Raw genomic sequence first — 18,911 nt, 5'->3', positions numbered from 1 at the left:
ATAAACGTACGATTCTGTTTCTGAAGGTACATCACCCTTTTTTCCTGTACCCAAATCTTTTTTATACTGATGTTTTGACTCGGAATCTTCCTTCGGATTATGTCTGTATAAATGGCCTATGCCAGTTCCTTAAAGAATGCCGCTGTTTTCCGAAGTTCGTTTTCGACTAAGCAAATCCCTCACCTCCGCCTCGACCGCATCCGTTTGCGAATACTTTGTGGCAAAGCCGAGCTTCCGTATTTTGTCGTCCTTCCAGATTCTGTTTACCGCCATTGTCTTTACGGCGAATGGACTCAACCCATAGGCAGCCATTTCATCTTCGGTCAATGCTTCCGGCAGCTCCAGCATTTTGGCAGTCTTCCCTGCGGCAAGGTCCATCGCTTCCTTCAGTTGACGCCACGTTGTATCGAATCCTTTGAGCAGGTAGACGCCGTCATCTTGCGGCTGCTTTTGGAAGGTACCCAGCCAGACCATCGCCCGGCCGATGTCGCGGGTATCTACCAGCGAAACTTGTGCAGCCCCCTCGCCGATCATCGGGTAGCGGTCATGCGCATGTGCGGCAAACAGTCTGGCGAAAAACGAGGTAGTGTCCCGGACGCCGATTGTACTTGCCGGCCGCAGCACCACGGTCGTCATTCCGGTTTTTCGTCCCACTTCCCCGACGACTCTCTCCCTTTCAATCCCCAGCCGCTGTATCGGGTACTCCGGCTTCGACACATACGACTCGTCTATCGGTTCGTTGCTTTGAAAATCGTAGATGACCACTGTGCTGAGTTGAATAAACCGGGAAATGCCCTGCTTGGCCGCTTCTTCCGCAAGCGTTCGGGTCAACTCAATTTCCACCGGGGCATTCATGCTTATTTGCGTGTGCAGCTTTGCGTCGGCTGTGCAATTGTACGCTGCGTCATTTCCTGCCATCACGTCTGCTATGGCGGCTGGATCTGAAAAATCGATGCGAACGACGTCGACCCCCAAGCTGTCCAAAAACGCGGTGTTGCTGGTCTTGCGGACAACTGCCGTCACGCGGTGTCCAGCCAGATGCAGTTGTTCCGCGACATGCCCTCCAATAAACCCCGTACCTCCAAAGACAACAGCTTTCATGCTTTTTTCCTCCATTCAATTGCTTCAGGATGATTATTCACTATAATAATGAAAGTGCTATTATTATAAAAGTACGGATATTTTTTATAGTTACTATTCAAAAAGATAGCGGAGGGATGTTCATGCCTGAAGAATATAATCAAAAAGCGTGTCCGATTGAAAAAACAATGCACGTGATCGGGGGGAAATGGACGTTCATCATTTTAAGGGAACTGTTCTATGGTCCGCGGCGGTTTGGAGAACTGCAGCGCTCCTTGAAGGGGATCAGCCCGCGGACGCTGTCCATGCGTCTGAAGGAGCTGGAAGAAGAAGGGATTATCAGCCGGACGATCTACTCGGAAATCCCCCCGCATGTGGAATACGCGCTAACCGAAAAAGGCCAAACGCTTCGCCCCGTCTTCGATGCGATGAAGGAATGGGGAAATGCGTGGGATGTGCTGAAGCTGGGAAAACAATAGAAAAACAAAAACCCTTGAGACTGTCTCAAGGGTTTGCTTGCGTATAAATATTTATTCTTGGCTTGCCGGCAGCTCGGCTCGTCCCCGCATCAGTACCTTTTTCCCCAATCTGGTTCGATAAAAACCGCGTTCCAGCAAACCGAACAGGGAGCCGGTGGTCCAATATAAGCCCAAGGCGACAGGCGCTTTCCAGAGAATCATCAAGAAGAAGGCGACCATGATCAGCGAGGTCAAGGCCCGTTGAATCAGAGGCGTGTCTGTCAGCATTTCACCAGTCAACGGAATCATGCCGGTCAAAAAGGTAAGTCCAGCGGCAAGCGCAGGCAGGATGTGCCACGCGTCATGCTGGGCAAAGGAGACAACCCAGGGAATAAAGGAAGAGGACATCGCCGCTCCATGCGTCAAAAACAGTCCGTACATCGCCATGAAGATCGGCATCTGCATTATCGCCGTCGTGAACATCGACAGCGGCTTGACTCCCGCCTTTTGGTAGAGATTCATCGTCTCTTGCATCAGCTTTGGCTGGTCGTCTTTGTACCGTTCCTGAAGCAGCTTCAGCTCAGGGCGAATCAAGACCTGCAGCATCGTCTGGCGGGCCGTCCGCAGATTGAGCGGAAAAAGCAGTCCTCTCACAAACAGTGTCAAAAGAACGATCGCAATTCCCCAATCCTGCGCAAACTGAAAGATCACATTCAGCAGCGAGGCCAGCAAATCAATGACAGGTTGAACAAAGGTATACATTCGGAATTCCTCCTCGTATCGTTGCAAATGTCTTTTCGATACAAGAAGGAAAGCGGATCAGCATCGTCACTGGAAGACCCTTGCTCCTCGGGAGGCTTTTTTCGCCGCACCCAGAGCATCCTCGGATGCACGGCGGGGCGAACCGAAATCTCGTTTGGCGGCTGCGAATCTATTCCCTTTTCCAAACAAGCTACCCATCCCAGCGGCTTTACCGGACTGCATAGCAGATGTGCAACCAGATATCCCGACAGGCCCATTGCCAGCAGCAAGAGTGTCATATCCAAGGAAAACTCCACAGCGTCACCTCCCAGAGGACAAAAATCGTTCGCTTTATACTAAAGATACCATACATACTTGGATACTTCCTATAAAAAGAATATGGGGAAGGAACGGGAATGTAAAAAAAGCAGCCCGAGTTTTTTCACGGGCTGCTTCTTCTATAAAAGCCTTGCTGCTTTTTTGCCTGACCTATGCTTATCTTGCTTCTTGCATAAGCCTAACCTGTATATTCCCTGCCTCTTCTTCCCTACTTCGCTGCTGGCTTTGCCTGAGCAGCCGCAGTCTTTCTCGCTTGATTCAGCTTCTGATAGAACTCTCCCTTGGTTTTCACATTGGCAAACGCGGTTGCATTCACCTTTGCCTTTTGCGAGAGCTCCGCAATCTCTTCTTTTGTTACCGGGTCCTTGATGTTGATCGAAGCCACGTTGGTGTACTTGCCGTCTTCTGTCTTTGGCACCCCGAGGATTCCGGCGTTGATCAGCTCAACGACATCGGCACGCTCAGGCGCAGTGGTGTCCACGCCGACAATCTTCCAGTAATTCAATGCTTTTGGCTCGTAAACGCCTTTCTTCACTTCTTTGAGATAGGCGATGGTGCGGTTGCGAATCGTTCCGCCTGTTTCGCCAAATGCGCTCTCATCCTTGGACGACCAGAGCTGTTTGAACTTCCGTCCTTCCAAAGCGCCGCCCTTCGCGATGAGTGCGTCCATACGGTAGGAGTTCATGCCAAGCTTGAGCACATCCTCCGCTTTGATCGGCTTGTCGTCCAGACGACGGAGGTTGGTGATGCGGCTTCCGGCAGGTTTGGTAAGGTCGATTTCGTACTTCACTCCGCCGAAAAAGTCGTTGGTGCTGTATTTGGAGGAACGACGCGTCTTGTCAAAGCTGATCGTCACATCTCCCGGACGAGCGGTATTGAAGTAGCCAGCCGCCCATTCCATGTAGTCCTTCAAATCTTTGCCTGTTACTTCGTACACGGTAATTTCGCCCAGTGCGTACTGGTAGTTGAAGGCGATGTCCTTTTTCTTGATCGGCCCTACATCCAGACGGGCCTTGTCATTGTCGATCTGGTGAGCGACGACATCGGCCTTGCTGTAATAGAGCATGACCTCATTAAAGAAGTCGGCAAGGTGCGTCTCCTGGATTTGGACCTGCGGGATGCCCTCAATCTCATTTTTCGGCACCATATTTTCGCCCTTCAGCTCAGCCACGACGACATTGGCGTCTGCGCGGGCAATCTCGTGGAAAGGCTTCAGCGTTTCTTCCAATGCCTTATCGGACTCGACGAAGGTACCGTCTGCTTGTTTCACAGGCAGCGCTGTCGCTTCCTTGCTTTTCAGCACCACTTTGTCGCCTTGCTTGGCAAACGTCAGGTCGATGCGGGACAGATGCGTGCCGTATTTGTCCGGTTCGGTGATCAGTACGCCGTTTACCTCTTCGCTTTTCACCAGCTTGTGCATGTGGCCGGCGAAAATGGCGGTCAGCTCGGGATTGGCATTGGCAATGTCGCGCACGCCGGTCCCCGGTTTCCCGTTCTCGTTGTCCAGCCCCATATGCATCAGGCCGATCATGACGTCTACTTTTCCTTCAAGCTCCTTGATTGCCTTTTTCGTTTCATCGACAGGATTTTTAACGACAAGCCCGTTCAGGTGGTCGGTTCCCTTTTCAAAATCCTCGATCATCGGGGTGTTCATCCCGATAATGCCGATCTTTACCCCAGCTTTTTCAATAATCGTGGAGGCTGGCAGGAAGCGCTCGCCGTTTTCCTTGTAAATATTGCCCGCAAGCAGCGGCCCGTCGTATTGGCTGCTGATCTTTTCCAGCACGTCCAGTCCAAAGTTGAATTCGTGGTTGCCAAATGCCCACGCGTCGTATTTCATCGCATTCATCGCAACCATCATCGGAGACTGTGGATGGCTGTTAAACAGTTCAGCCGAATTTCCCTGGATGCAGTCTCCCGCGTCCAGAAGAATCGTGTTGGGATTCTCTTCGCGAATTTGTTTGACCATCGTAAATAATTGCGTTAGGCTTCCGTTGTTGTTTGGACCATCGATTTCATAGTCCCACGGCATGAAACGTCCATGGATGTCAGACGTCCCGAGCAGCGTGATTTTGATTTCTGAATTCCCGGCGGCTTTTGCCTGAGCGGGCTGTGCAGCAGCAGCACTGCTGAACAGCGTAAGCCCGAGAGCTACGCTCAGACAGGTTTTCAGCGCCAATTTCCCCTTGCGCATTGCTTGTCCTCCTTTTGTCTAAAGAGTTCTTTCTGAATTTTCTTTCTCTTTATTCAGACCCTCTTTCTCTTGTTGTGCATAGATGGGCACTCTAGTAGACTATCGCAACAGGAAAAGATTCTCAATCATTTTCTTGCCATTTCTGCTTTTTATCCATGGCATTCGCCTGCAGAAAAAACCAGCGGCGAGAAACCGCTGGCTTTTCATCGTCTTGACCTTGCAAATTGTCCGAATCACGCTCGCTTACTTTTTAACGGATGGCTGCACACCTTCCGGGATCGGGCATTTGTATGGCTTTCCGCCCAAACGCTGCTGCAATTCGGCTTTGGCCTGTTCGATCAGCTCCGGATTGTTCAGCATGTCGACTGCCGTGGAGGCAAGCACCTTTCCGGCATGGAGCATGCCTTTATGGCCCAGGGAGGTACCACCGAGCGACACCCATTGCCAGGAGTGCAGCGTCGACCCGTTCACGAAGCAGGCCGTCGTACACTGTGCGGTAGGCGCGATCCAACTGACGTCACCGACGTCTGTAGAGCCGTTCAGCGGGCTCGTTTCACCGTTGTACGGATTCAGCCATGTCACCATATCGACGTCCGGCCCGTCCGGAAATTCTTTTTCCGAGGTGTTTAACTCCTGCTCAGTCAGCGTGGCGCGAACTTCCTTGGCCAGCTTGAGCTCCTCCTCGTCATGCACGGGGACGCCCAGCTCCTGGAAGTTGCGGTACATGACCTGTTCCACGACCTTGTTTTGCACCACATTGGAGCACGCTTTGTCAAACACGATCTCTACCTCGGTTTCGGTCATCAGCGCTGCCCCTTGGGCGATTTTGCACACCCGCTCATAAATTTCCTGCACCTGGTCAACCTTTGGCGCACGCACCAGATAGAGCGCCTCCGCATAGGCCTGCACGACATTCGGAGAGAGTCCGCCCGTATTGGTCACGGCGTAGTGGACGCGCGCTTCCGGGATGATGTGCTCACGCAAGTAGTTGACGCCGACGTTCATCAGCTCTACGGCATCCAGCGCACTGCGTCCCAGATGCGGGCTTGCTGCCGCATGCGAGCTTTTGCCTCTGAATTTGAAGTACACCTGGTAATTGGCCAGCGATTCGATCGCCATGATGCTGTTGTAGCCCATCGGGTGCCAGCAGAGGGCAAAGTCGACGTCGTCAAACAGTCCGGCGCGGGCCATAAAGGCTTTGCCGGAGCCCCCCTCCTCGCCGGGACATCCGTAGTAGCGGACAGTGCCTTTGAGATTGTTCTCCTCCATGTACTGCTTGACAGCAACCGCAGCGGCCAGAGAAGCCGTACCGAGCAGGTTGTGTCCGCAGCCATGCCCGTTGCCTCCCGGTACCTCCGGTTCTTGCACCGCCTGCCCTTTCTTTTGGCTCATTCCTGAGAGGGCGTCGAACTCTCCCAAAATGGCGACAATCGGACCGCCGCTGCCGAAGCTACCGATAAATGCCGTCTTGATGCCGCCTACGCCTCTTTCTACCTGAAAACCTTCGCTCTCCAGCGTTTGCGCCAGCAATTCGGCAGATTGGTACTCTTCAAAGCGCGTCTCGGCAAAGCTCCAAATGTTGTCGCTCACACTGATGAACAAATCGCGTTTTTGTTCAATCATTTCCGAAATTCGTTGGGTATGCATAAAGAAACATCCTTTCTATTCGCATCTGCAGGATTCGGGGAGTGTCCGATAGAACGGCTTCTCACGTCAACAGACGTTTGGCGATGCGGTGCAACAGCTCTACGGAGCGCGGGAGAATCTCCTCCTGGATGTCAAATTTGGGGTGATGGTGAGGTGCGGGAATATCCGTCCCGATCGCCATGTACGTCCCTTTTCCTCCGCGCTCCTGAACGCGCTTGATCATGAAGCTGGCGTCCTCGCTGCCCATCGCATTGCTGTCGCTGACCTTGAAGGCGGTGAAGCCCTCGACCTGCTTCGCTTCCTCGATCGCCAGCTCAGCCATGTCCAGATCGCTGTTGATCGGGATGGCGCCGCCAATCACTTCGATCTCGTGCTCCAGCTCGTGCATGGCTGCGCTGTGGGCGATGATATTGCGGACACGCTGTTCCAGCTCGGCATTCACTTCTTCTGACACCGAACGGGTTTCCACGATCATTTTTGCATGCTGCGGAATGATATTGGCTGCCGTCCCGCCTTCCAATACACCCACATTCACACGGGTGGAGCCTGTGCTAAAGCGCGGAATGGCATGGATGTTCAGCAGAGCGGTAGCAGCTCCGAGCAAAGCGTTTTTTCCCTTTTCCGGCGAAGCTCCGGCATGGGACGGTACCCCGTGGAAGTGGGCGACCATCTTGGTTGTAGCGAGAAACCCGAAGGACGCTCCGTGCACCTCGCCGAGCGGGACATTGGTCCCCAGATGGTGGCAGAAAATATAATCGACATCGTCGAGCATCCCTTTTTGAACGATGGAGTAAGCGCCGCGGACACCTTCTTCGGCGGGCTGAAAAATCAGCTTTACGGTACCGGAAAAGTTTCCGTCCGCCAGTTTTTCGGCAAGCCCGAGTCCAATCGTCGTATGGCCGTCATGGGCGCAAGCGTGCATGTTTCCTTCATAACGGGAGCGAAATGCCTTTGCCTGGGGGAGGTGGTCTGCGTCCGTACTTTCCAGGACAGGCAGCGCATCCATGTCAAACCGGAACGCGACGGCAGGCCCTTCCTGCTTTCCTTTTTTCACCCCGATCACAGCTGTGTAGCCGCCGCGCATTTTCTCCACGATCTGCGGGTTTGCCCCGTCCCGCAAGGCCCGCTCGTAAGCTGCCTCCAGCACGTCCGCGGACGGCAATCCCCTGCGGGAATCGCCATCCATTGCGTCTGCGCCGTAAATCACGTCAAAACCGAGCGAAGCAAGTATTTCCACGACCTTGGAAGCCGTACGGAATTCCGTGAATCCCACTTCCGGGTGCATGTGAAAATCTCTTCGCAGTGAAACCAAATCCAGCATAGTCAATTCCTCCTGTCTTCTCTTGGAGCCATTTTTTGCGTTACATTCTCGGATAGACGCCAGGACCGATTGGCAAGCCCAGGAAATACCAGACGACCAGCAGCAGTGTCCAGAGAATGAATATAGCGATCGGGTATGGCATGATCAGCGAATAGTACGTCCCGAGCTGGGCGTCCTTCTTGTATTCCTGCAGGAACCCGAGGAACAGCGGAATAAACGGCGACACGATCGCGAACGGAATCACGGCAGAGTCGGCGATCCGGAACGTGATTTGCGCGAAAGCCGGGTGGAAGCCCAGCGCCATGAACATCGGGATAAAGACCGGCGCCAAAAGCGACCAGATCGCAGAGCCGCTGGCAATGAACATGCAGAGGAATGCGGACAAAAACATCAAGCCGATAAAGACAGGCGCTCCTGTCATGTTCATTTTTTCGAGCAAATCGGTGATAAACAGGGCGAGGAAGCTGCCCATGTTGCTCCAGTTAAACATGGCGACAAACTGGGAGAGCGGGAAAACCATGACGATGAAGCTGGCCATTCCCTTGATCGGATCGGTCAAAAGGGCCGGAATGTCATTTTGCTTCTTGATCACGCCCACCTTGATCCCGTATGTGATGGCAACCGTGAAGAAGAACAGCAGAATGACCGGGACAATCCCTGAAATAAACGGCGACGGAACAATCGTGCCCTGCTTCGGATCACGCAGGATTCCGCCCTCCGGCACGACCAGAATGGCGAGTACGGCGATGAACACCAGCGCTGCAATTCCTGCCGCGCGAAGCCCTTTCTTTTGCTGAGCCGAAAGGTCCTCCAGCTTTTTCTCCGCACTGCCCTGATAAACACCCAGTTTGGGCTCCACAAACTTGTCGGTGATAAAGCCGATGATGGCAGAAAGCAGCAGTACCGAGACAGACATAAAGAACCAGTTGTCCAAAACGCTTACCGTCACGTTCGGGTCGACCGACTTCGAAATTTCCGAGCTGATCCCGGAAAGCAGCACATCTGTTGTTACGATCAGCATATTGGCTGTAAAACCTGACCCGACACCGGCGATGGCAGCCAAAAGTCCCGCTACCGGGTGACGTCCTACAGCCAGGAAGATCAGCGCACCGAGTGGGGGCATGATGACAAAGGCAGCATCAGACGAGACATGGCTGAAAAAAGCGATAAAGGCAACCAGGTAGCTTGCATATCGGGCATTTACCCGCAGAGACATCTTGCGGATGACCGCTTCCAACAGACCGACCTTCTCTGCCAATCCGCCCCCCAGCATCAGCGTCAGAATCGATCCCAACGGCAAGAATCCGGAAAAGTTTTTAATGATATTGGGCAGCAGCCATTGAAGCCCCTCTTGGCTGAGCAGATTCTTTACCTGAACTTCCTCGTTTTTGATCGGGTCTACGGCTGTAATGTGGAAAAACGACAAAACGGCTGTCACTACGAACAAAATGGCGATCAGATAGAGGAAGAGCATGAATGGATTCGGCAATTTGTTCCCGATCCGCTCCACCCATTTCAATAAGCCTGTCCCCTTTTGCTCCTGAAACTCTGACTTTGCTTGCTGCGTTTGCGCTTGCATTGAACAATCCCCCTCGGCCCGTGTCTTTCTGTCCTGGTAAGTCACTCGTTTTCCATGTGTGTGTAAAGCAAGCCGGCAACGAAACCGAATGAGTGTTCAGTCTGCAGCCGCCCCAATGTAAGCACTTTCTTTTTGCGAAAGCGGTAGCCAGCGCCCCTTTCTTCGTGAATTCTGCGCATATTTTTCATTATGCGAATAAATAGAGAAATTGTCGTTAAATGAATTATATAGCCTTGTTAAATGTTTTTCAACAGAATTGTTCGACTTCTCACAAAACAGCAAGCGCTTTCCGTACAAAAAGCCAGTCCTCTCTTGAGAACTGGCCTGCTCATCTTTTTTATCGCTACTTTTTTAATTGGTATATTTTTTTCGGACGTCCGCGCACAGCCTGAAGCTCTTCTCCCTTATACTCGGCAAGTCCGTATTCGCACAGGCTGCCGATGATCCGCTGGGCATTCCGTACCGTCATCGACAAGTACGTGGCGATGTCTGAAGTCGTGAATGTGCTCCAGCCCATGCGCTGCACCAACGCTTGCAGCTTGTTATAGGTTTTGATGCTGACGTTTGCCTTGTTTAATTTATCCAAAAGCTCCTTGTCATTGGAGCGATAGGCATAAGCGATTTGTTCCGGTTCGCCTGCCGCTTCCACGATGACGCCGTTTTCCTGGACGATCACGATCCCGTATCCGTCCCTGTTTTTTGCATGCTGAACTGCCTTGCGCGCATTGCTTTCGGCGGAAAAAGCGGTCTCGCCAAACCCGATGCCCACTGCGACGGGAACGTCCGCCTCCAGGGAGAGCTGCTGCAAGGTCGCGCGCAGCATGTCAATCTCCCGCTCGATGGCTCCCCGGGAGCTGAAAATCTGGTAGCGGCCGTTGCCGTTTGCCATAAGTGAACCGTCCAGCTTTTCGCACAGCAGCAGCAAAAGCTGCCTGATCTTCAATTCCAGATGCTGTAAATGAAAACGGGCCGTTGATTTTTCCACAATCGTGTCAAACTGCTCAAGTTCAATGATTTCGACACCGATCTGCGTATCCTTGAAGTAGGAGCTCCTCGCTCTTTCGATGACCATCTTCATTGCTTGCCGAATTTCCATCTTGGTCATATAAATGCGGTAGACAGGAACCCCTGCCTCGCGAAGAAGCTCTTCCACGGTCATCAATGTAGTAAAAGCGCCCTGGGTCTTCCCTTCCCTCCAGACCTTCAGATGGAATTGCGCGACTGCCTGCGCGTCATAATGCTCGTCGTAGGTCATCACGTGCGTGTCTTCTTCCGGTATCTGCAGTTCGGACAACTGCTCCTGCAAAAACTGCCCCTCCGACTCGATCATGTCAATCGAGACTCGCTTCACGGCTTCATCCCGGTCGATCGACATTTGAATAAAGCTCCGGTACAGGTTGGAGCCGGTAGGCGGGCAGTAGACCATATTGGCCTCGGGGCTGAGCACATTTTTCGCAATCGTGAACGGAATGGGTCCGGAGAAAAACCATCCGTCAAATTCGTGATTGCGCTCCTGAACAATGCCGCTCACTTCTTTTGCATCCCCGTACGTTATCGGAACAAATTCGATCTCATGTTCAAATTCGTTGGCTACAGCCAGTATCCGCTCGACAGAAGGAGGCGGTCCAACGACACCAATTCTATACATAATTTTCGCTAACCCCTGCCTGATTTAGATGATGTTTCATTTTTTACTATATCAGACAGGAAGTCATAATCTCCATCTCTATTTCCGAAGATCCCGATAGGCCGGGAGCCCTTCTGCCCCTTCCGCCGCTTTGATCGCGTTGACGACCGCTGCGGCAAGCACCTCCGCGGACAATGCTCCCACGAGATTGACAGATGCATCGACACCGCCTGTCGCAACTGCGAAAACCGTATCCCCGTCGCTCATCGTATGTACGGGGAATATCGCTTTGGCCAGTCCATTGTGAGCCATCTGCGCGACTTTATTCGCCTGCGTTTTGTTCAGGTTGGCATTGCTTGCGACCACCGCAATCGTGGTGTTGGTGCCGCTCGGGACAGGCGGAGAGCTCTGCTCGATCATCCAGGAGAGAGCGTCGCGAATCCTGCCGCTGTCGTCACGCGCGCCGGCCAAAATCTCTCCGGTAACGGGGTCGCGCACCTCTCCCACGGCGTTGACGGAGACGACCGCGCCTACGACCAAGCCGTTTGGCAAATGCAGGGATGCGGAGCCAAGCCCGCCTTTCATCGCCCGTTTGCCTCCTGCCAGCTTTCCTACTGTCGCCCCGGTTCCCGCTCCTGCATTTCCTTGCTTGACCGGGTCTTTGCTCGCTTTTTTGGCTGCCTCGTAGCCCATCTTTTGATCGGGCCGCACCTTTGCGCTTCCGAACGATAAATCGAAGATGACCGCTGCCGGAACGATGGGAACGACACCTACCCCCACATTGTGGCCGATGCCCTGCTCCTCCAGATAGCGCATGACGCCGCTCGCAGAATCCAGTCCGTAGGCGCTTCCTCCCGTCAGCACGATGGCGTTTACTTTTTCCACCATGTTGATCGGGTTCAACAGATCGGTTTCCCGTGTGCCGGGGGCTGAGCCGCGTACATCTACGCCGCAAGGGGAGCCCTCTTCCAGCACGACTACGGTACAGCCGGTCATCGCCTTTAGATCTTGCATCTGGCCGACTTTCACACCCGGTACGTCGACGATCGTTCCGCCTGGTTTGATCCATTCACCGATGCCTGCCGCAGCGGCTTTTGCTCCTTCCATTCCCCCCGCCTCCTCGGCCATGACAGAACCGATGGTCAGAAGACTTCCGGGAACAGCCGCAGCCAAGCCAAGCAGGGCTGTTTTGTGGAGAAACTCTCTGCGGGAGACAGATTGGGTTGTCTGTGTTTGCTGCTGTGGGTTGGGTTCTTCTGACGAAGAGAGAGCAGATTCAAAGACATCGACACTAGGAGGGTTTTGCCTGCAGCCAAACTCACGAGGTGAAATATGACTCTGCATCTGGCCGATTTCTTCGGTTGTTAACGGCTTGTCCAACGATTCATTTTTCATGCTGGTCCCACCTTCGTTTTCAGATGTTCTCACAAGCACAAGACAAGTTGCCAGAGTAATTATTTGAATATTCTATCTATTAAATCGTAGCGGAATTTCTTCCCGCAATCAATTGATTTTCCGCAAATAGGGAAAAAGTCGCAGAAAAACCGGAGCTATCGAGGCCATTCAAAAAAGAGGGAGTACGAACACTTTTGTCCTTACTCCCTCGTCCTATCAACTTATAGAAAGATAAAAACGATTCCTAATACTGAAGCAAAGATGATCGTCCCTTCGCCCTATCGTGGAGCCACTCATCCACCGCGCTCTTGGGAAACAAATAGTCCCCTCTGATCTTGATATACGGAAAGTCGGAGCCATGAATGAGCTCCGTCAAATTTTGCTCACTGATCCCCAGGTATTTTCTGACTCTCTTCTGATCCATGACTTCCGGTTCTTCGGCTTGAATCATCTCGTTCACCGTTGCCTCCAGACGAACGACGGCTCCGGCGATTTCAGCGGTGTTGTGCGTTTCCGAATCGCCGTAGGCGGCAATTCCGGTTGCCGCTCTGGCTACGAGCCACGCGCCGATCAGGATAGCTGCGGCCAAAACAAAAATTTCGAGTTTTCCCGTGTTTTTCAAACTGGTTCCTCCTGTACCGACTGTTCCATATTCAGTGCTTCCGACCTTGCCTTCAGGAAAATTTCCATGACTGCAAGAAGACTTCGCTTTTCGTCCTCTGTTCCTTTTGGTCCCCTCCAGTATTCGCTCTAAAAAGACATGCCTCCACCTGGACGGCAGCCTTCCGAATGAGTGAGCGGTTTGCACGAAATGCTATTCACTTGCTCAGTAAATAGACGAAAAAAATGACTTGAAGTCACAGAACTTATTTTTTCGGCTCCCTCTCCTCCTGTTGGTGAATGGAGATAGAGGGAGCCGCTGGATGGGAACGTATGAGAACGGATGGGTCTGCATGAAAACGGGTGGGACCGGCTGGAACGTCACGTCCCCCGTCCTATTCACAGCCGCGGATCGATCTCCTTTTCCTTGGCCGCTTCAAACAACAGATTTGCAACGGCTTCCTTATACGCTTCATTGTCAGACGTGATCTCATGGAACGGAATTGCCAGCATCTTTTGTCCCAGCACGTATTCGTTCATCGATGTCCGCAGCTTTTGACCGATGTTTTTCTGTTTTAGCAGCTTCCTGTACTTGTGAGGGAAACGGTAGTCATACCCGTAGATGATCGACAAGTAGTCAGGATTGCGGACCTTCAGATAGGGAACGGCCCTGCTGGTCGCTTCCTCCGGCTTGATCACGACGCCCTCCATCCGGTTTTCCAGCGTCAATCTGGCGAAGAACCGCTCTGCCCGCTCCACGCTGTCCGGCTCAGCCAGATCGAGCAAGAGGAAGTCGTCATCCGACAGAAAGCTGTACATCTCTGACGTCTTCCAGTCCGGAAGCTGCTCCTGTCCATTCTCCAATACCGCCTTGAGCAAGGAAAACGGCTTGTATTCCAGCTTCCCGTCCCCGGCGTACAGCTCCAGCTGCTGTTTGTACGTGTGGTAGGCGCTCACATGGACGTCCAAGGGAACATACGTCTCCAAAATGTCGTGCAGATGCTTGTAATTTTGATAGACACTCGCCCCGTATTTTTGACTCAGCTCGCTCTTGGAGCTGCGGAACTGGTCTTGCTCAAATCCGCTGTTCCGGTACTCGTCCACCAGCTTTCCAAAGGCTTCCTCAAAGCCATTTTGCTGCAGAAAGGCAAGTTCGCCCTCCAACGCCTTTTCAATCGGTCTGAACTGCTTTTGAATCAGGCCGTCGCCAATTGCGCTCCAGGGAAGCAGCTCCCCGTCCAGTATGAGCATTTGCAGCCCGTTTTGCTCCATGTAGCCGCCGAATTTTTGCAGCAGCCCCTCGTAAATCTCCGTCAGGTCGACCTGCGTGATTTTATAGCCGTTCCTGCTGACCGCAAAGCACTGGGCGAGCTCCCTGTGCAGATACACATTGCATCTGGAGCCCATGTACTTCGGCTGCAAAACGACGTGCCGAATCCCTTTCCCTTCAAAGTACTGCAGCCCGCGCTTCAAAGACTCCAATTCATTTGCCGCTTCGTCCTTGTCCGCCGGAGACATTGTACCCGATATAAAATTGACCCGGTTTCGCGAGCAGTAATCCAGCCTGCCGATTTCCTCCTCCTGCAATTCGTCGACAGATACCTTTTGCTCCTCCTGGAACAGCAATTGCAATTCTTCGGTCAGGACAGCCCGGCCGGATTTATATGACCGGAAGAACGGTTTGTGTGCAATACTGACGGCGGTCAGGACATTGCCGTGGACGCAGCCTGTATCGATATGCAGCTTGTTTTTGATGCGAAACGCCTGTTTCGCCGCGATGTGTCCAAATACGTGATACGGGTGGTTTTTCACCGCTTCCTGCCGCAGAAAGGCAAGCTGGTTTTCCAGCGGTTTTTCCCGATCGATCCGATAATTCCGCTGGCGGCGAACCGAATGGTCGTCCATTTTCCCCAAGTATTTGTTTTTGCACGGCGCATGGGTCACGATGAAAGAAGGGCTGTTTGCCCCGATAAATCTGTAAAACGGCTTTGAAAGAGCATGCAGGCATGAAAACTTTTCCAAAAGTTCCGCATCCTGCAAAAACACCTGCGTAGAATCGAAATACGAATGGACGAGCTCCTGGTCGGCTCCCTTTATTTTTCCCCTTACATACTTGTCGACAAAGTTCTCGTGATTCCCCGTGACAAACAGGAAATGCTCCCGGTTCGCGTACAAAAACGCTACAATTTCTCTCGTGTTTTTTCCTTTGTCGAGCCAGTCGCCGACCAAAATGATCTTCGTATCCCGGACCTTCTCCGTAGCGATCAGCTTGCCCGCCTCGATCCGGTAGCCGTAGGCGAGCAATAGTCCTTGCAGCTCCTGTACGCACTCATGGACATCTCCGACGATAATATAGCGCCCATCCGGCGGCAGAATTGTCCCGAGGTACTCTTCCCTGTTTTCGATCACAACCCGGTAGTCGGGATGGACCTTGCCCTCTGCCGGCCGGTAAAAGTCTTTTGCCCGCACCCGATGGATCTTTTCGTATCCTTCCTTTGCCAGCGAGCCGAGGACATCTCTTTTCAACCGGTTAATGTGGCTGGTAATCAGCTTTTTGGACCGCTCGGAAGCGTAGTAATCCTCCCGGTTGCGATAGTCGAACACGACTGCTTCCAGTCTGTAGTGATTCTGGCTGGCAATCTCCTTCACCTTTGCCCGAAAATCGTCGGCCAGTCCCGTCGTATCGAGCACGACGAATTCCGCATTGATCGGGTAGGAGGTCACCGCTCTCAGCTTGTCATACAAGAGCTGAAACGCCTGCTCGCTCGCCTCCAGCATGACTTGGTCGTACTTGTCCAAATCCGCTCCCAGAAGCTCCTGGCGAATGCTGTCCGAGGAGATGTACTGGACATTTGCCCGATAGTTTTTCGTCTCGTCGGCAAACCGCAGACCGGGAATGAGCACTTCCCTGGCAAACGTCGTCTTGCCGCATTCCGTCGGTCCGATCAGCATGAGGATAGTGTGGACTTTCGTTTGAATTTCCATGGATTCAAGCCTCCTTTCTCCTGACAATGACGCCCTGCGTCGTGTGAGTGCCGTTTACCGCGTCGCCGATGTCTACAAATTCCGTGTTTACCCCGACCCCTTTGATCACATTGGAGAACCACTGCTGAAACGCGTCTTTTCCCATCTCCCACTTGTGGTCGTCATGGCGAAATCCATCCAGCTCGTAAAACTGGTTGAAATCTGCATTCGGCGTCGTGATGATAAAGTACTCGAAATCGATATGCCTCAAGATAGACTGAATCAGCTTCCCGGCTTCATCCTCGGCCATATGCTCGATGACCTCTGTCAGGATAACGTCAACTCTCTCTCCGTTGTACACCTCCAGGAAGCGGTCAAGCGAGTCGAATACCGCGATGTTATCGATGTCTTTTGCCTGCGCCTTGCGATTTGCGGAAGCGAGCGCTTCTTTATCCGTATCAATCGCAAAATAGCTGCCTTCTATCTTCCCGGCGAACCGCAGTGCATAAAATCCTTCCCCGCAGCCTACATCGACAATTGACTTGTTGAAGGGCAGCAAACCTTCGATGTAGTTCCGGCGTTGCAGCGCGGTGCTTCCAAATGCAAACCGGATCTCGCAGCCGCCCGTTTTCTCCAGCTCTGCCTTGTATGTTTGAAAACGGTCCCGCGAGGACAGGAAGTTTCGGACAAACAGGCTGCGAATATAAAACGGCGCGTCAATCAGGTTGATGCTCCTCGTGTACTTATCGAGAATGCTGTCGGAAATGTCGATATACTCTTCGCCAAACATGGACAAGAACAGGCACAGCACACTTGCCGTATGCAGCAGATGATGCAGGCTCTTGCGCGTCGTGATGGTCAGCGCATAGCTTTTATGCGCCCGATGCTCGACGGCAAACGCAAACTCCTTGAGATGCTTGGCAAAAAACTCGATATACCGCAGCTTTTCAATATGAATCATGTGGATGTAAAAGGCGTGTTCATAGCCTTCTATGTCCCGCTCGTCATGCACTTTTAACGGTGCTGAAAAAAACTCGTTTATCGCATTTAACGGAAAGAGCGGCGTGTTGTACCGCGACACATTCAAATATTCGAATTGTTCCTGCTCATGCCGTTTGTAGGAAATTTCATTGTCCGCGTCCTTGAAGTACACGTTGAAAGTGGTCGGGTCGGTGTACCAGCCGTACGCCATTCCCTTTCGGATCGACCGGAGCAAAACGCCGGTTTGCGGGTTCTTTTTGATCAGAAAGGAAAACTGCGGGTTTGTAGATTTCAGTTGAACAATAGCCATATAAACCTCCTTTAGGGAAAGTGGATGGTTGCAGCCGCTGGATCGTTTCAGCCACCGGTTCCTTTCCGGCGGCGCCGCCCGTGATACGCAAAAAGGCCACAGACCAAACGTCCATGGCCGAACATCTGCTGTGAACAAATCTGCCTCTACTCTACTTTCCGTCCTCTATCTCCAGCGCTTCTACCTGCTCCGTCATGGAGGCATACCCCTGGAGGGTCTGGGCGATGTAAGCCAGGACGTGATCGCTCCAGCCGTAGATGTAGTAGGTGTCCTTGATTTCCGGCGGAAGCATGGCATGCCGGTACGGAGCAATGTCGACGATAAACGCTTTTGCTTCCGGGTTTATTTTCGAACGGTATTTTTGCAGCTCCAGATAAAAGGGGCTTCCGCTGTTTTGCTGCTCATCGGTTATGATGATGATCTGGTCGACCCGCTTCCGCTCCCGGATCAGCTTCCTCACGGGGGCTCCCGTATCGGTCCCCCCTCCGGCGCGGATTCGCTCCGCCTGGCTCAAGATGCTGTCGTGCCGGGAAGGCTTCGCGTCATGCACATCTGTGTCAAACAGCCAGAACAAGGAGTTCCCTTTCGTTTTTTTGAAAAGCGCCAGTGCGAATACAGAGCCTATCTGCAAATACTCCCCGTCCATCGAGCCTGAGATGTCGAGGAAGATCGCGGTATGCTCGCCCAGCTCGGGAAGATTGTCAAAGGTAAGCTCGACCGCTTCCCTGAGCGCATCGCGAAGCTCGGGATGGTCTACCTGATTGAATGCTTTTGCAAAGCGAAACGGAAGGATTTTTGCTTTTGCCAGCGCCTGGCGGTCAGTCAGCCTTTTCACCGCATAGGCGAGGCTTTCTTTGCTCTCAAAAACACCTGCCCGATCCAGCGCATTCAGATGACGCAGGAGAGCGAATGCCGGCATTTGGTGAAGCAGCGCTTCCCACACGGCCCTGGACGGCTTGATAGCCCCAGTCACCGTTTCATAAGGGAGCCTCCCTGCCTCGATCCAGTGAATCTGCTCCGCCTCCGACTCCGCTTGCTTCAATTTTTCCAATGCTTCCACCTGCGGGATCAGCGTAAGGTTCGTCTCATGTCCGCGCAAATAGCGGAACAGCGCCTGCTGCTTGTCGTCTTTCGGCTTTGGATGCGCGGTGGCGATGATATCACCGAGACTGTAGCCGCGGCCACGGCCGTTGTATTTGAGCGCCCAATACTCCGACACTCCGGCCAAAAAACGGTTGACCTGCCGCTTGACCGCCCTTCCGCCTTCCCCTCGTCCCATGCCTTGCAGGATCGTCAAAAAATCGGACAAATCGGAAGGAATACGAACGACCTGAAGAAACACCTTGGCAAACAGGTCTGGGCGGCAGCCCGACAGGACAGCCAGGCCAAACAACGGCTGCAAGCGCATAAATCCCTCGTTGCGGGCAAAAACGATTGCCTTTGCCATGAACTGCGGGTTTTGCTTGGCCATCTCATGGTGGAGCTGCTGGGCTTCATCCAAAAGCTGTTGTGTATCGGCGTAAAACGTATGTCCCAATGTATTGGTCAACAGCGTCTGCAGGTACTGCTCTTCTGCCGAACGCTTGAATGCGGGGTATCCGTCGCTGTTGTATGTAGCTGGCTTGATTCCGGAGAATACCTTTTTGGCAAAGCTCATGGGTATACCCTCCTTATG

14 protein-coding genes are annotated in these 18,911 nt (G+C 52.8%); 1 reads left to right on the top strand and 13 read right to left on the bottom strand.

Annotated features, from left to right (window positions below):
* Nucleotides 1-129 precede the first annotated feature (129 nt).
* Nucleotides 130-1,101 carry an NAD-dependent epimerase/dehydratase family protein gene (locus V5G20_RS10255; protein WP_024985630.1) on the bottom strand — a complete coding sequence of 324 codons (972 nt, stop codon included), beginning with the start codon at nt 1,099-1,101 and terminating at the stop codon, nt 130-132.
* Between the two features lie 122 nt (nt 1,102-1,223).
* Here V5G20_RS10255 and V5G20_RS10250 point away from each other — a divergent pair, with 122 nt between their 5' ends.
* A complete protein-coding gene (locus V5G20_RS10250) occupies nt 1,224-1,559 on the top strand; it encodes a winged helix-turn-helix transcriptional regulator (protein WP_039070708.1) in 336 nt (111 codons plus the stop codon).
* Nucleotides 1,560-1,610: 51 nt separating this feature from the next.
* Here V5G20_RS10250 and V5G20_RS10245 read toward each other — a convergent pair whose 3' ends face one another.
* The 12 genes from V5G20_RS10245 to V5G20_RS10190 form a co-directional block, all read right to left on the bottom strand.
* Nucleotides 1,611-2,300: a YidC/Oxa1 family membrane protein insertase gene (locus V5G20_RS10245; protein WP_039070709.1), complete on the bottom strand. Its 690-nt coding sequence runs from the start codon at nt 2,298-2,300 to the stop codon at nt 1,611-1,613.
* Nucleotides 2,252-2,596, bottom strand: a complete 345-nt coding sequence (locus tag V5G20_RS10240; RefSeq protein ID WP_024985633.1) for a hypothetical protein — start codon at nt 2,594-2,596, stop codon at nt 2,252-2,254. The genes V5G20_RS10245 and V5G20_RS10240 overlap by 49 nt, the downstream gene beginning before the upstream one ends.
* A 230-nt stretch (nt 2,597-2,826) precedes the next feature.
* Nucleotides 2,827-4,812 carry a bifunctional metallophosphatase/5'-nucleotidase gene (locus tag V5G20_RS10235; protein WP_338463386.1) on the bottom strand — a complete coding sequence of 662 codons (1,986 nt, stop codon included), beginning with the start codon at nt 4,810-4,812 and terminating at the stop codon, nt 2,827-2,829.
* Between the two features lie 243 nt (nt 4,813-5,055).
* On the bottom strand, nt 5,056-6,459 hold the full coding sequence (locus V5G20_RS10230) for a M20 family metallopeptidase (RefSeq protein ID WP_171506615.1): 1,404 nt from the start codon (nt 6,457-6,459) through the stop codon (nt 5,056-5,058).
* 61 nt (nt 6,460-6,520) lie between these two features.
* Nucleotides 6,521-7,780, bottom strand: a complete 1,260-nt coding sequence (locus tag V5G20_RS10225; RefSeq protein ID WP_338463385.1) for an amidohydrolase — start codon at nt 7,778-7,780, stop codon at nt 6,521-6,523.
* A gap of 40 nt (nt 7,781-7,820) precedes the next feature.
* The gene (locus V5G20_RS10220) at nt 7,821-9,359 is read right to left on the bottom strand and encodes an AbgT family transporter (protein WP_338463384.1); all 1,539 of its coding nucleotides are present in this window, start codon (nt 9,357-9,359) and stop codon (nt 7,821-7,823) included.
* A gap of 343 nt (nt 9,360-9,702) precedes the next feature.
* Nucleotides 9,703-11,007: a hypothetical protein gene (locus tag V5G20_RS10215; RefSeq protein WP_003386428.1), complete on the bottom strand. Its 1,305-nt coding sequence runs from the start codon at nt 11,005-11,007 to the stop codon at nt 9,703-9,705.
* A gap of 78 nt (nt 11,008-11,085) precedes the next feature.
* Nucleotides 11,086-12,093, bottom strand: a complete 1,008-nt coding sequence (locus V5G20_RS10210) for a P1 family peptidase (RefSeq protein ID WP_051925529.1) — start codon at nt 12,091-12,093, stop codon at nt 11,086-11,088.
* Nucleotides 12,094-12,625: 532 nt separating this feature from the next.
* On the bottom strand, nt 12,626-13,003 hold the full coding sequence (locus tag V5G20_RS10205; protein ID WP_024985639.1) for a helix-turn-helix domain-containing protein: 378 nt from the start codon (nt 13,001-13,003) through the stop codon (nt 12,626-12,628).
* Nucleotides 13,004-13,380: 377 nt separating this feature from the next.
* A complete protein-coding gene (locus V5G20_RS10200; protein WP_327970290.1) occupies nt 13,381-15,966 on the bottom strand; it encodes an AAA family ATPase in 2,586 nt (861 codons plus the stop codon).
* Between the two features lie 4 nt (nt 15,967-15,970).
* The gene (locus tag V5G20_RS10195; RefSeq protein WP_311068332.1) at nt 15,971-17,236 is read right to left on the bottom strand and encodes a methyltransferase domain-containing protein; all 1,266 of its coding nucleotides are present in this window, start codon (nt 17,234-17,236) and stop codon (nt 15,971-15,973) included.
* A 151-nt stretch (nt 17,237-17,387) separates the two neighbouring features.
* The gene (locus V5G20_RS10190) at nt 17,388-18,893 is read right to left on the bottom strand and encodes a TROVE domain-containing protein (protein WP_311068331.1); all 1,506 of its coding nucleotides are present in this window, start codon (nt 18,891-18,893) and stop codon (nt 17,388-17,390) included.
* Between the last annotated feature and the right edge of the window lie 18 nt (nt 18,894-18,911).

The organism is Brevibacillus borstelensis (genome assembly GCF_036700025.1).
Taxonomy (GTDB): Bacteria; Bacillota; Bacilli; order Brevibacillales; family Brevibacillaceae; genus Brevibacillus; species Brevibacillus borstelensis.
The sequence above is the reverse complement of the archived record's forward strand: the minus strand, read 5'-3'. Positions and strand labels throughout refer to the sequence as shown.